The sequence below is a fragment of the Acinetobacter endophylla genome (assembly GCF_053543775.1).
Genome location: NZ_JBLVOM010000259.1, coordinates 23,108 through 37,867 on the forward strand (window position 1 = coordinate 23,108; position 14,760 = coordinate 37,867).

14 protein-coding genes are annotated in these 14,760 nt (G+C 45.4%); 9 read left to right on the forward strand and 5 right to left on the reverse strand.

All coding sequences use genetic code 11. The annotated features are described in order from the left end of the window. Positions 1-87: 87 nt before the first annotated feature. Positions 88-342: a 50S ribosomal protein L27 gene (gene rpmA / locus ACNPNW_RS14615; RefSeq protein WP_004280639.1), complete on the reverse strand. Its 255-nt coding sequence runs from the start codon at positions 340-342 to the stop codon at positions 88-90. A gap of 19 nt (positions 343-361) precedes the next feature. Next, positions 362-673 carry a 50S ribosomal protein L21 gene (gene rplU / locus ACNPNW_RS14620; RefSeq protein ID WP_004280640.1) on the reverse strand — a complete coding sequence of 104 codons (312 nt, stop codon included), beginning with the start codon at positions 671-673 and terminating at the stop codon, positions 362-364. Between the two features lie 446 nt (positions 674-1,119). On the opposite strand from rplU, the gene sdsA reads away from it, so the two are divergent. From sdsA to ACNPNW_RS14665, 9 genes are all read left to right on the forward strand, one after another. Further along, positions 1,120-2,097, forward strand: coding sequence for an All-trans-nonaprenyl-diphosphate synthase (gene sdsA, locus ACNPNW_RS14625; protein ID WP_004280641.1), 978 nt, complete (start codon positions 1,120-1,122; stop codon positions 2,095-2,097). 15 nt (positions 2,098-2,112) lie between these two features. After that, positions 2,113-4,161: a site-specific recombinase gene (locus ACNPNW_RS14630; protein WP_253099835.1), complete on the forward strand. Its 2,049-nt coding sequence runs from the start codon at positions 2,113-2,115 to the stop codon at positions 4,159-4,161. A 151-nt stretch (positions 4,162-4,312) separates the two neighbouring features. Then, positions 4,313-4,915, forward strand: a complete 603-nt coding sequence (locus tag ACNPNW_RS14635; protein ID WP_219308715.1) for a phosphatase PAP2 family protein — start codon at positions 4,313-4,315, stop codon at positions 4,913-4,915. A 36-nt stretch (positions 4,916-4,951) separates the two neighbouring features. Next, on the forward strand, positions 4,952-6,220 hold the full coding sequence (locus ACNPNW_RS14640; protein WP_004814853.1) for an efflux RND transporter periplasmic adaptor subunit: 1,269 nt from the start codon (positions 4,952-4,954) through the stop codon (positions 6,218-6,220). Between the two features lie 12 nt (positions 6,221-6,232). Continuing rightward, a complete protein-coding gene (locus ACNPNW_RS14645) occupies positions 6,233-9,409 on the forward strand; it encodes an efflux RND transporter permease subunit (RefSeq protein ID WP_311203737.1) in 3,177 nt (1,058 codons plus the stop codon). Further along, positions 9,409-10,875, forward strand: a complete 1,467-nt coding sequence (gene adeK / locus ACNPNW_RS14650) for a multidrug efflux RND transporter AdeIJK outer membrane channel subunit AdeK (RefSeq protein ID WP_004280647.1) — start codon at positions 9,409-9,411, stop codon at positions 10,873-10,875. Before ACNPNW_RS14645 ends, adeK begins: the two co-directional genes overlap by 1 nt. Positions 10,876-10,983: 108 nt before the next feature. Then, the gene (locus tag ACNPNW_RS14655) at positions 10,984-11,340 is read left to right on the forward strand and encodes a YbjQ family protein (protein ID WP_005104015.1); all 357 of its coding nucleotides are present in this window, start codon (positions 10,984-10,986) and stop codon (positions 11,338-11,340) included. A gap of 3 nt (positions 11,341-11,343) precedes the next feature. Continuing rightward, entirely contained in the window at positions 11,344-11,793 is a 450-nt protein-coding gene (locus ACNPNW_RS14660; protein WP_004731922.1) for a YbjQ family protein, read from the forward strand. Between the two features lie 198 nt (positions 11,794-11,991). Next, complete coding sequence (locus tag ACNPNW_RS14665) at positions 11,992-12,666, forward strand: DUF1345 domain-containing protein (protein ID WP_448767093.1); 675 nt, start codon at positions 11,992-11,994, stop codon at positions 12,664-12,666. 120 nt (positions 12,667-12,786) lie between these two features. On the opposite strand, the gene ACNPNW_RS14670 is transcribed toward ACNPNW_RS14665, so the two are convergent. The 3 genes from ACNPNW_RS14670 to ACNPNW_RS14680 all read right to left on the reverse strand — a co-directional run bounded on the left by ACNPNW_RS14670 (position 12,787) and on the right by ACNPNW_RS14680 (position 14,454). Further along, positions 12,787-13,284, reverse strand: a complete 498-nt coding sequence (locus ACNPNW_RS14670) for a DUF2505 family protein (protein ID WP_004280652.1) — start codon at positions 13,282-13,284, stop codon at positions 12,787-12,789. Between the two features lie 149 nt (positions 13,285-13,433). Next, on the reverse strand, positions 13,434-13,709 hold the full coding sequence (locus ACNPNW_RS14675) for a hypothetical protein (RefSeq protein WP_004280654.1): 276 nt from the start codon (positions 13,707-13,709) through the stop codon (positions 13,434-13,436). 259 nt (positions 13,710-13,968) lie between these two features. Continuing rightward, positions 13,969-14,454, reverse strand: coding sequence for a hypothetical protein (locus tag ACNPNW_RS14680; RefSeq protein WP_219308713.1), 486 nt, complete (start codon positions 14,452-14,454; stop codon positions 13,969-13,971). Positions 14,455-14,760: the final 306 nt, after the last annotated feature.

Genomic DNA, 14,760 nt, shown 5'->3' on the forward strand with positions numbered 1-14,760 from the left:
CATTATGGAATGTCGCTTAATCTGCCTATTAATTTTCAGGCATAAAAAAACCCACAATAACTGTGGGCTTTTTTCTATCTCAGCGAATTACGCGTCAACAGATACGTAGCGACGGCCGAATTGACCTTTCACTTCGAATTTTACTACGCCATCAGCAGTAGCAAATAATGTATGGTCACGACCCATACCAACGTTTTGACCAGCGTGGAATTCAGTACCACGTTGACGAACGATGATGTTACCTGCAGTTACAGTTTGACCACCGTAAACTTTAACACCTAACATCTTAGGATTCGAATCACGACCGTTCTTAGTCGAACCACCGGCTTTTTTAGTTGCCATGTCTATTTACTCCTCGTAATTAGCCTGAAATAGCTGTAATTTTCAACTCAGTGAACCATTGACGGTGACCTTGTTGTTTACGGTAGTGTTTACGACGACGCATTTTGATGATGCGGATTTTGTCGTGACGACCATGGCTAACTACTTCAGCAGTTACAGTAGCACCAGCAACAACTGGAGCACCGATTTGAATGCTTTCACCGTTAACAAGCATCAATACGTCATCAAACGTAATAGTCGCGCCAGTTTCAGCTTTCAATAATTCTACTTTAAGGGTTTCACCCTCAACTACACGGTGCTGTTTACCACCGCTTTGGATTACTGCGTACATAATGTACTCCAAACAAGCCCGTGCCGTCGTGCCGATAAAGGAATATATCGAACTTAAGACGTACGCCACTGGGGGGATATCTAAGGGCGAGGATTTTAAGGGATATTCAAAAAAACAACAAGCCATTTTACTGAAATAATAATGAGCAGGATGCGCTAATTATTTAACTATTAAATAATTTCTATCAAATCAAATACTCAAGATATATTCAGCAACAAAATAATACAGCAGAAATCCGGCCAGTTTGATTAATATACTCAGCCTGACGAATAGGGCCACGCCCCTGACCTTTCCTGATTTTTTATGGCTCAAAATATGGATCGAATCTACATAAGATCTATAAAAAGCTGATTTTTAGTGGAGTTTATGCATTTCTTAGGTTTCACTCATGTTATAAATTGTTAAACTACGCCCAGCGATTTACCAGACTAGAGGTTTTCTTTCACATGACCATCGACTTTAAGCAAGACATTCTCGCGCCTGTTGCTAACGACTTTGCTGCGATGGACACATTCATTAATGAAGGAATTACCTCAAAAGTTGCATTAGTGATGGCTGTCAGCAAACATGTGGTAGAAGCGGGTGGCAAACGTATGCGCCCGATTATGTGCCTTTTGGCCGCCAAGGCGTGTGGTGCTGAAAATTTAGAACCGCACCGCAAACTGGCTGCAATCATTGAGATGCTGCATACCGCAACACTGGTGCATGATGATGTGGTGGATGAGTCTGGCCTGCGCCGTGGCCGCCCGACGGCCAATGCGACCTGGAATAACCAGACTGCGGTTTTAGTCGGTGACTTTCTGATTTCACGTGCTTTTGATTTGCTGGTCGATCTGAACAACATGGTGTTGCTCAAAGATTTTTCGACCGGTACCTGTGAAATTGCTGAAGGTGAAGTGCTGCAACTACAATCCCAGCATCAACCGGAAACCACTGAAGCGACTTATTTGAATATTATTCATGGCAAAACTTCGCGCCTGTTTGAACTGGCCACCGAAGGTGCTGCCATTTTGTCGGATAAAGATGAATTCCGTCAGCCTTTAAAAACCTTTGCCGGACATTTCGGCAATGCTTTCCAGATTATTGATGACATTTTAGATTACACCTCCGATGCGGACACGCTCGGCAAAAATATTGGTGATGATCTGATGGAAGGTAAACCGACCCTGCCATTGATTGCGGCACTGAAAAACACCACCGGTGAGCAACATGAAATCATCCGTCGCAGTATTGCGACTGGCGGTACGGAACATCTGGAACAGGTCATTCAAATTGTCAATGAATCTGGTGCGCTGGATTATTGCCGTCAACGTGCTACAGAAGAAACTGAAATTGCAATTGATGCCTTACAGGCATTACCTGACTCCGAATATCGTCAGGCCCTGATTAATCTGGCCAAACTGGCCCTACACCGAATTCAGTAACTTTTAAACTCGCCTATGCATATTAATTTTCTAGATCTTTTTCAAAACATGCAACACCAGCTTGAACAACCTCGGGCGGTGCTGGATGAAAATCTTCTGATTGAACTGGTTGAAAGAATCAGACCTGAAGACAGCAGAAATACCGAAGAGATCGAAGCGAAATTCAATGCATTTATCCGGGCTTTATTACTCACCCCGAATGCGGTTGCCACGCTTCAAACCTTTACCCTGCGGATCATTAACCGCTATAAACAGACCGGTCTGTTTTCCGATACCGGCATTTTGTCTCTAGATGGATTCTGGAACCAGCTAAACCAGCGCCTTGGTGCACATGTCTTGCCGCTGATTCCTGACCATCAACAACTTCAGGAATTATTTCGCAAGGTTTTTTATCAACGTACTGATAAATACTGGCTAGACTATTTTGATGAAGATGACTGGCAACGTTTATTTGCAGTCCTGAATCAGGGACATTCCAATCAACCTGAAAAAACCCGGATTAAAGACCAGCTAATCAAGGCACTGACCATTTTGTCGTACCGGATCAGTGGTATTGGTCTGCACCCTGAATTTATTAATGCCCAGCCTGAACTGATGGAATACGAATCTCCTTTTCTGGTGCAGAATCGTGAGATTAACGAGTTTATTCAGGAATATAAAAAACGTTATAACACAGTCACCCTGGTCGATTCGATTACCCCACCGGATGCCTCACAAGCGCTGGTGATGCTGGAACAATGTCATGATGTCGTGGCCAAGATTCGCCGTTCTACCAAGCGGACTGGCGTCAGTGTCAGCCTGACCTATATGCTGGCACTGCTAGAACAGTGTCTGGAACGGGTTGAGATTCTGCTGAATATGGTGATGGATGACGATGATCTGCGTTATCAATCCATTGGCCTGTTTATGGCGGACATTACTGAAGCAATTTATAGTGAACGCAGTGTGCGGGCCCTGCTGGCTACCAATAGTGAACTTTTAGCTTTACAGGTAACTGAAAATGCCAGCAAGACTGGTGAACATTATGTGAGTACCGACAAGCAAGGCTTTCTGGCCATGTATAAATCGGCTGCAGGGGCTGGTGCCATCATCGCAACAATGGCCACCTTAAAAGTTCTGATGACACGCCTCACCATGGCCCCTTTGATGCAGGCCTTTAGCTATAGCATGAACTATTCGCTAGGCTTTATGCTAATTCATGTGCTGCATTTTACCGTGGCAACCAAACAGCCGGCGATGACTGCTGCCGCACTGGCTGCTACCGTACAGCAGCGTAAAGGCTCGAAAATGGCTCAGATTGCCGAGCTGGCTGCGCTGATTGTAAATATCATCCGCACCCAGTTTGTCGCCATTCTGGGCAATATTTCGATTGCGATTCCAGTAGCAGCATTGATTACCCTGCTGTGGGATTTTGCGCTGCATGAACCTTTAATGAATCATGCCAAGGCTGCCAAAACCCTGCATGACCTGAATCCGTTTACTTCGTTGGCAATTCCGCATGCAGCGATTGCCGGGGTATGTCTGTTCCTGTCCGGATTATTGGCCGGTTATTTTGACAATATGGCCGTTTACCGCAAAGTTGGTCCGCGCCTGAAAGCCCATGTGCGGTTATCTCAGCTGATGGGGCAAGAACGTCTTTACCGTTTTGCTGATTATATCGAACGCAATCTGGGTGCACTGGCGGGTAATTTTATTTTCGGGATCATGCTCGGCAGTATGGGTACCCTTGGTTTTATTCTCGGTCTGCCACTGGATATTCGCCATATCGCCTTTGCCTCTGCCAACTTTATTCAGGGTCTAATTACGATCAATGGTCCCGATATCGGCTTGATCGTAGTGTCTTTTCTGGGTGTGTTACTCATTGGCCTGACCAACTTGTTTGTCAGTTTCACTCTGACGATTATTGTAGCCTTACGCGCACGCCGGGTGCGTTTTGAACAGTGGAAACCTTTGGCAAAACTGGTCATGACGCACTTCCTGACCCGACCTAGTGATTTCTTCTGGCCACCCAAGCAAAGCATTGAAATTGACGAAAATCATACATCGACAAAAACTCAAAACTGAGATAATTACACTATATTTAGCAACAAATTCCTTACGAAAAAAATGGAATTCGCATAAAATACGCACACTTGAAAAAAAGTGTACTGACAAGTACACTTTGGTCAGACAATTGACCGATCTGCGAACGGTTAAAAGGACAAGGATTTTTGGCATGCATTACTTGTTACTTTTTGTCGGTATTTTATTTTTAATTTTCAGTGTGTTCATCCTGAATATTCCCGCTTTAAACGAGCTCGACTTGCAAGCTGTGGAATGGATGAGTCTGTATCGCACCGAGTTTTGGAATCAAATTACTCAGTCCTTATCCTTAATAGGTGGCATGCCATTTGTATTATTTTTATCCACGCTATGGTGTATTGCATTGCTGTGGTATAAAAAGTATACAAACGCAATTTTTATATGTATCGGAATTATCGGAGGAATTCTCCTAGCTTGGCTGTTGAAATTTGCAATTGCCCGACCCCGACCACCAGAATCCTTGCATCTGGTTGAAAGCTTTGGAAGTTCCTTTCCAAGTGCCCATAGTCTATATGCGGCCTGTCTGGCGTGTCTGGCAATTTACATCCATCGGCAACATTCCCGTTATACCCTCACTGTGATTGGTGCAGTGGTATGGATGTTGATGATGGGGATCTCAAGAGTTTATCTGGGTGTACATTTTCCTTCAGATGTCATATCCGGCTGGAGTATCAGTTTTATTTGGATTTCGTTGTGGTATATGGTCTGGATCAGATATTGCGCGGCTCACAAATAAGAAAATTTAGATATAAATCTAATTAGAGGTGGAATAATGATGTCTGCAAAGCTTTGGGCACCTGCCCTGACTGCTTGCGCAATGGCAACAAGTCTTGCACTTGTTGGTTGTAGCAAAGATCCTAAAGAGGGCCAGCAAGCTGGTGCTCAACAACAAATGCCACCGACTGAAGTCGGTGTTCTTGTTGCACAACCGCAAAGTGTAGAGCAGTCTGTAGAGCTCTCAGGTCGTACAACAGCATTTGAAATTTCAGACGTACGTCCACAAGCCAGTGGCGTGGTGCTTAAACGCTTGTTCACGGAAGGCAGCTATGTGCGTGAAGGTCAGGCCTTATATGAAATCGATTCAAGCACCAACCGCACTACAGTAGACAATGCCCGTGCAGCGATTGCCCGTGCTGAAGCCAATCTGGGCGTATTGCGTGTGAAGGAAGGCCGTTACCGTCAACTGGTCGGTACCAATGCCATTTCCAAACAGGAATATGATGACATCGCGGCACAGGTCAAACTGGCTGAAGCTGATTTGAATGCCAATCGCGCAACTTTGCGTAATGCAGAAATCAACTTGGGCTATTCGACTGTACGCGCGCCGATTTCAGGCCAGACCAACCGTTCGTCTGTGACGGCGGGTGCTTTGGTAACAGCGAATCAGCCAGAGCCATTGGTAACGATTCAGCGTCTAGATCCCATCTATGTAGATATCAACCAGTCAAGTGCCGAGCTTTTACGTTTACGTCAACAGCTTAATCAAGGCAGCTTGAACAGCTCTAACAATACCAAAGTCAAGTTAAAGCTTGAAGATGGCAGTATCTACCCGGTTGAAGGCCGTCTTGCATTCTCTGATGCTAGCGTGAACCCGGAAACAGGTACCGTGACTTTACGTGCGGTATTCCCGAACAAAAATCATCTGCTTCTTCCAGGTATGTTTGCCACTGCGCAAATCGTACAGGGTGAAGTACCGAATGCTTTCCTGATTCCGCAAGCAGCTTTGACTCGTACCCCAACAGGTCAGGCAATGGCGATGCTGGTCGGTGCTGACAATAAAGTGACGCCACGTCCAGTGACTACCGTTGGTTCTCAAGGCAGCAACTGGATTGTGACTGAAGGTCTGAATCCAGGCGATAAAGTGATTGTAGATGGTATTGCGAAAGTAAAACCGGAACAACAGGTCGTGGCTAAACCTTACCAGCCTCAAGCTGCTGCACCACAGGGTGCTGCACAACCTGCTGCCCAACAACCAGGTGCAGCGCAAAAAGCGGATGATGCAAAAGAACAATCTGAACAAAAACCTGCTGCTAAAGCATAAGGAGTAAGGTTTATGGCTCAATTCTTTATTCATCGCCCGATTTTCGCTTGGGTGATTGCATTGGTGATTATGCTGGCGGGTATTTTGACCCTGACCAAAATGCCGATTGCCCAGTATCCAACCATTGCACCGCCTACAGTCACGATTTCTGCGACTTATCCAGGTGCATCTGCTGAAACGGTCGAAAATACTGTAACCCAGATCATCGAGCAGCAAATGAATGGTCTGGATGGACTGCGTTATATCTCATCTAACAGTGCGGGTAACGGTTCTTCGTCTATTTCCTTGAACTTTGAACAAGGTGTCGATCCTGATATCGCACAGGTTCAGGTCCAGAACAAATTACAGTCTGCGACTGCCCTGCTGCCTGAAGATGTACAGCGTCAGGGTGTGCGTGTTACCAAATCAGGCGCCAGCTTCCTGCAGGTATTGGCTTTCTATTCACCTGATGGCAGCATGACCGCCGATGATATCAAAGACTATGTAAATTCGAACATTTCTGAACCTTTAAGCCGTGTGGCTGGGGTGGGTGAAGTTCAGGTCTTTGGTGGTTCTTATGCTATGCGAATCTGGCTTGATCCAGCCAAAATGGCGAGCCTGCAAGTCACGCCAAGTGATATTGCGACTGCCATCCGTACCCAGAATGCTCAGGTCGCTGTGGGTCAACTCGGTGGTGCACCCGCTGTTGAAGGACAAGTCCTGAATGCGACTGTCACTGCACAAAGCCTGCTGCAAACTCCAGAACAGTTCAGCAATATCTTCCTGAAAAACACCACTTCGGGCGCGCAAGTCCGTCTGGGTGATGTTGCACGGGTTGAACTTGGTGCAGATAATTATCAGTTTGATTCGAAGTTTAACGGTAAACCAGCTGGTGGTGTGGCAATTAAACTTGCCACTGGTGCTAATGCGCTTGATACAGCCCAAGCAGTAGAAGAACGCTTAGAGCAGTTACGTCCGAACTATCCGCAAGGCATGGTCGACCAACTGGCTTTTGACACCACGCCATTTATTGAACTGTCAATCAAGAGTGTAGTTAAAACGCTAATCGAAGCAATTATTCTGGTGTTCCTGGTCATGTTCCTGTTCCTGCAGAACTGGCGTGCTACCATTATTCCAACCATGGCAGTTCCAGTCGTGGTATTGGGTACCTTTGCCGTGATTAATGTCTTCGGCTTCTCGATTAATACCCTAACCATGTTTGCCATGGTACTGGCGATTGGTCTTCTGGTCGATGACGCGATTGTTGTGGTCGAGAACGTCGAACGGGTCATGGTGGAAGAGCATCTGGATCCGGTTTCTGCAACTGAAAAGTCGATGAAACAGATTTCTGGTGCACTGATTGGTATTACCTCGGTGCTATCGGCAGTATTCGTTCCAATGGCTTTCTTCGGTGGAACCACCGGGGTTATTTATCGTCAGTTCTCGATTACGCTGGTCACAGCAATGGTCTTGTCGCTGATAGTGGCATTAACCTTTACCCCTGCCCTATGTGCGACCCTGCTGAAACAGCATGATCCGAACAAGCCGCAAAGTAATGGTATATTTGCGCGTTTCTTCCGCTGGTTTAATAGCAGTTTTGACAAGGTTTCTGTGAAATATCAGGGCGGCGTCAACCGTATGACTCATAGCAAGATTTTCTCAGGCGTGGTGTATGCCGTGGTACTGGGTATTATTGTGCTGTTATTCCAGAAACTGCCTTCTTCGTTCTTACCGGATGAAGACCAGGGCGTGGTCATGACGCTGGTTCAGTTACCGCCAAATGCAACCTTGGAACGTACCGACAAAGTGGTCAGCACCATGACCAACTATTTCTTGGAAAACGAGAAAGAGCATGTCGAGTCCGTGTTTAGTGTGGCAGGTTTCTCCTTCACGGGTGTGGGACAAAACGCAGGTCTGGCATTTATTAAACTGAAAGACTGGTCAGAGCGTAACAGTCCGGAAGCTCAAGTCGGTGCCATTATTCAACGTGGTATGGCGCTGAACATGATTGTCAAAGATGCGTCTTACATCATGCCACTGCAATTACCTGCAATGCCTGAACTGGGTGTGTCGGCTGGCTTTAACTTACAGCTCAAAGCTGCAAGTGGTCAAAGTCATGACCAGCTCCTGGCAGCACGTAATACCATCCTCGGTCTAGCAGCACAAGACTCGCGTCTGGCTGGTGTACGTCCGAATGGTCAGGAAGATAATCCACAGTACCGTGTCATTGTCGATCATGCACAAGCCGGTGCATTGGGCGTGAGTGTTGCTGAAATTAACAGTACCATGGGTATTGCTTGGGGCGGTTCGTATATCAATGACTTCATTGATCGCGGTCGTGTCAAGAAAGTCTATGTTCAGGGTGAAGCTGGCTCGCGTATGATGCCGGAAGATCTGGACCAATGGTATGTGCGTAATAATCGCGGTGAAATGGTGCCATTCTCGGCGTTTGCCACAGGCGAATGGACCTACGGTTCTCCACGTCTTGAGCGTTATAACGGCGTATCGTCCATGAACATTCAGGGTACACCTGCTCCGGGTATCAGCTCGGGTGATGCAATGGTGGCCATGGAAGAAATTGTAGCGAAGTTACCAGAAATGGGCTTGCAAGGTTTCGACTTCGAATGGACAGGTCTGTCTTTAGAAGAGCGTGAATCTGGTGCACAGGCGCCGTTCCTGTATGCCTTGTCACTGCTGATCGTCTTCCTGTGTCTGGCAGCCCTATATGAAAGCTGGTCGATTCCATTCTCGGTTCTACTGGTGGTCCCATTGGGTATTGTCGGTGCATTATTACTCACCTTTGGTGGAATGGTATTACTGCAAAATCCGAACCTGTCGAATAACATTTACTTCCAGGTGGCGATTATTGCCGTGATTGGTCTTTCTGCGAAAAATGCGATCTTGATTGTCGAGTTTGCGAAAGAATTGCAGGAACAAGGTGAAGAGTTATTTGAAGCAACCTTGCATGCGGCAAAAATGCGTTTACGTCCAATTATCATGACCACGTTGGCCTTTGGTTTTGGTGTATTACCGCTTGCTCTGGCTTCAGGTGCAGGTGCAGGTAGCCAGCATTCAGTCGGTTATGGTGTACTCGGCGGCGTGATCAGCTCGACCTTGTTAGGTATCTTCTTTATCCCGGTATTCTACGTGTGGATTCGAAGTGTCTTTAAATACAAACCAAAACAACAAAATCAGGAGTATAAGTCGTAATGCAAAATGTATGGTCTATTACAGGTCGTAGCATTGCGGTATCTGCCCTTGCGCTTGCTTTGACGGCCTGTCAAAGCATGCGCAGTCCAGAGCCGGTTGCGCAGGCAGATATCCCGAGCAGCTATACCAATGCGTCTGGTACTTCTGTAGCAGAACAGGGTTATAAAAACTTTTTTGCCGATCAGCGCCTGTTACAGGTGCTGGATCTGGCATTAAACAATAACCGTGATTTGCGTATTGCTGCCCTCAATATTCAACGAGCTCAGCAACAGTATCAGATTACTGAAAACAACCAGTTACCGACGATTGGTGCCAGTGGTAGCGTATTGCGCCAGGACACCATGAATTCCCAGAATCGTGGTGCAGTGACGACTTATAATGTCGGACTGGGTGTAACTGCGTATGAACTAGATTTTTGGGGACGTGTCCGCAGCTTGCGTGACAATGCACTGGATAGTTTCCTGGCGACCCAAAGTGCGCGAGATGCGACGCAAATTGCCTTGATTGGTCAGGTGTCTCAGGCTTGGCTCAGCTATTCGTTTGCCAATGCCAATCTGGCTTTGGCTGAACAAACACTAAAAGCTCAGCTTGAATCTTTCAATCTGAACAAGAAACGTTTTGATGTCGGGATCGACAGCGAGCTTCCAGTGCGTCAGGCGCAAATCTCGGTTGAAACAGCACGTAATGATGTTGCGAATTACCGCACTCAGGTAGCACAGGCACAAAACCTGTTAAACCTGCTGGTCGGTCAGCAAGTGCCTGCGAATTTATTACCAGCACAACGCGTAACCCGCATCACTTCAAATACTGCATTGGGTTCAGGCTTGCCAAGTGATCTATTAATTAACCGTCCAGATGTCCGTGCAGCAGAGTATCGTCTGTCTGCGGCGGGTGCCAATATTGCCGCAGCACGTGCACGTCTGTTCCCGACGATTAGTCTGACTGGTTCAGCAGGTTATGCCTCTACTGATTTAGGCGACCTGTTTAAATCAGGTAGTTTTGCCTGGTCATTTGGTCCAAGTCTGGATATTCCAATTTTTGATTGGGGTACCCGTCAGGCCAATATCCGTATTTCTGAAACCGATCAGCAAATTGCCTTGTCAGATTACGAAAAGTCGATTCAGACTGCTTTCCGTGAAGTGAATGATGCCTTGGCGGTACGTCAGAATATTGGTGACCGTCTGGCAGCTCAGCGCCGTCTGGTCGAAGCAACCAACACCACCTATCGCTTGTCTCAGGCACGTTTCCGCGCCGGAATTGACAGCTATCTGACTGTACTGGATGCACAGCGTGCGTCTTATGCAGCAGAACAAGGTTTGTTATTGCTTGAACAGGCCAATCTGAACAATCAGGTTGAAGTCTACAAAACCCTGGGGGGCGGCTTGAAAGTCAACACGACGGATACCTTGCCGAATACCCCGTCTGTGTCTGAACAGCGCCGTGCGGCAGAACAGCCAGCGCAATAAATTCTAGACAGATCAAGAAAAGCTCACTTCGGTGGGCTTTTTTTTATTGCATTTTCAAGGCAGTTTTCCTATTGTCATAGACCAGCAATTTATTTAGAAAACATGCACATGTTACTTAGCAATCTGGAATCTGTACCGGGTCATACCATTCGCCAGCAAATTGATGTGGTGTATGGCAGTACCGTACGCAGCAAACATGTCGGACGTGACTTACTGGCCGGCCTGAAAAATATTGTCGGTGGTGAGCTTACCGCCTATACCGAACTGCTGGAAGAATCCCGTCAGGAAGCCATGAACCGCATGATTGAAAAAGCCCGTAGTATGGGTGCCAATGCGATTGTCGGCATTCGTTTCTCGACCTCTAATATCGCCCAAGGTGCTTCTGAACTCTTTGTTTATGGGACAGCCGTAGTCGTTGATCCGATCATGCCGAAATTGCCCGACCCTTTTCCGCAGGCAGATTAAAGCATGGATGGTTTAATTCTCCAGATCATCATTTTTGCCATTCTGTTTAGTGTTGGTTTCGGTTTTGGACGTTATAACGAAGGTAAACATTTTCGTTATCTGGATGAACAGGAACAACGTCTGGCCTATATCCGGGTGAACAATAGCCGCTTCGTTGTGTCTGAATATTCCGGACAGATGATCAGCAGCAATGTGGTCATTTCCCATGATTATTTTAAATATGCGATTGCCAATGTACAGAATATGCTGGGTGGCCGTCTGACCAGCTATGAAAGTGTAGTAGAACGCGCACGACGTGAAGCGATTGTACGTTTAAAACTGGAAGCCGAAAAAATTGGTGCGACTCAGATTATGGGCATTCGGCTCAGCACGACTGAACTCGGTATGCAAGGTGGCATGGTGGAAGTCTTTGCTTATGGCACTGCAATCCAACAACCCGCTCAATCCGTTTAAACATCAGTTCAGAAAAAATCTATTGAGATAATCACGCGTGCTACGCGATCCGCGCAGTCAAATGATTCAACTCGAATCAGTTCGACACCTTTAGGATGAAATGTTGTAGAGGAAATAACTCAGACCGTTGCAATCTTCTTTATTGCAAACGGTTCTGTGCTAGGATCTTGAGAAGTCAGCAAAATAAATATAAATGACATGATGCAGTTTCTTCAGTCTATAAAAACGGCACTTCAATCCCGTCTGTATTTCTTTATTATTTTCCCAGCCATCATTGGATTTTATCTGATTTTACAGACCCTTACCCCTTTGAGCTGGTCAAGCTGCCTATTGATCAGCTGGAATATCGCGATTTACGCTTATTTATTATTGACCATAAAAAAACTCTGGCGTATTGATCATGCTCATATTCTGCAACGTGCAATGCAACAAGATGCCAGCAAATGGATTATTCTGTTTTTGGTGATCATCACCCTGATCATGTGTTTTATTGCGATTATTATTGAAATTAATCATTTACCCAAAGATACTACCATCCGAACCGGTCATTTAATCTTGTCAGTTCTGACCATTATTTCAGCCTGGTTCTTGATGCATACGGTTTTTGCAATTCATTATGCACATGACTTTTATCTGGCGCTCGACAGACAGCAACAAGGTGGACTAGATTTCCCCAATACCACCAGACCGACTTATCCGGACTTTCTATATTTCAGTTATATCATCGGGACTTCTGCGCAAACTGCAGATGTCTCCATTACTTGCCAATCCATGCGGGTTTTAAATACCCTACATTTGCTTTTGGCTTACGGATTCAATACCACCATTCTGGCCATCAGCATTAACGTGACGGCAAACTTTATCAGCACTTAAAAAAGTTTTTTGGATAGTGGTAGTGCCCTGAAAATGGTGATCTACCGCCCAATTAGCTACCACTACCCAGCGTCTACCTAATCAGTTTTTAAATTAGGTCGATCACACTATTTGATTGCTTCAAGCGGTGAGACCTTTACGCAATTCATCTTCGACGATGCTGAGTTCAATTTCACTAAATTTACGAATCTCACCTTCCGCATGCTTTTCTAGCATGCCACCGAGCAAAGGCACTTTGACTTTGACTGTCCAGTTTAATTGAAACTGGATCTGGTCTTCATCTCCGGTAACTGCACGCTGACAGATGGCTTCGATCGGCAAGTTCGCACCGAGTTGTACCGTTGACGTCATTTCATTCAGATCGCTGACATCGGTACGCTGCAAACGGAAGGCATCTTTGAGTAATTTTTTTGCGATATCCGGAATATTAACATCTAGATTATAAGCGCGTTTCAGGGTATACATATGCCCCTGCTTTTCCGAAACCAGGATTTCCAAGTTTTGCGCAGGAATTCGATGGCAAACTGCCTCATGCAAACGAATATCATTGGCCAAACGCTTAAATTCATCAATAGACACGCCATTGATAATTGCTTTCACGGTGAACTGATGTGCCATGCTATTTTTTCCTTATTTTTATTACGATATTCGCCTATGCCACTCTCGGCTGATGCGAATAAAAATCAGATACAGAGATGACTCTGCAATTTATATCAACTTTATAGCGGATGTCATTATTCTTTTATCGGGAAATTCCGGCAGCCCGGTCAATGTTTGCAACATAGTTTTACTGAAAGCTGTGCCTGTCCACAGCTGATCTGTAGCTGCGCTTCGCCATAATAAATCACGGCATGAAACTCATCGGCACCATCATCTAGACCGGAAACATAGTATTCAGTTCCAGCTGGGAAAGCCTGCAGCCAGTCAGCCTTATAAAAATCAGACACAGAATCAAACTGCAAATACAGTTCAGGCTCAGCTTCGATCTTCATCGCCAGTGCAATAAACTTCTGTAATTGTGCTTGATGAAAATCAATGATCATAGTATTTCTGCCTTTTTAGTCCGGATCATTGCTCGCCAGACTTCGTACATTTTAAATGACTATTTCAAGGATACGACTCTCGAGTTTTGAGGTTTTTCTAGCACAAGATTATGGCTTAAAGGAGATAAATTATATGGGCTATTTCCGCCAAGTGGCAGAAAAAATCTGAGCTAAGGCATGAGATACCTTTTCTGAATTGCAATGGCTTAAGTACGTAGTCTGAGATCTTCAATCGTACAGAATGACTGAAAGTGGTGTTCTAAGCACAGTCAGAATGCAAAAGCTCCCTACGAATTTCATGCCGGTGCTCTTCTCCAAAACGGTCGACATGTGCATAGAATACGCCATAGCGACCGACATAATATTCCAGTGACTGATCATAAAAATTCCAGAAAATAGACCATTCGCCTAAATCCATCTGACGAATCTGGGTACCACTGTGCATCGGCATTTTTTGTAATAGTTCTTGCTGTAACTGTTCGGCCTGTGCCCGACTCTCAATATGCACCTGCCGTTGAAAGAATAGCTGTGCCACATCGTCAAACAATTCCAGTTCATAAGCATCCACCAGATGTACTTGCTGCTCTTGCTCGATGACCTCTTGCTCTGTCATGCTAGAAATCTGTGCCGGTTTTTCTGGACGCTGACACACCAGATGGCGCTGAGCTTTATAGATCTTTCTGCCGACGATCCAGGCAGCATTCAACATGAATAAAACACATAACAACAGCAGTAATTTCAGCATGGTTGATGATCTCATGTGACTAATTTTATTTTTATGGTTATAGGATCAAGATTCATTTGAATAGTCCCTTTTGACTCAGCATACGTCTATTTTTTATACAGTGCAAACTTGAGGCTTATTTTTACTATTTATCTTCTCTGCTTGCTCATTTGTGCCCAGATTCGAACTTCGATTTATTTAAAAATTGATTTACTTTGATTTTTTATTTTTAACTCCCTAATGAGATTCAAGAACTTGAGATAAACAAACAGGACAAATCATCAACAGAACCAATCTTCACATTAATAAATCACAGCAAAGATTCTC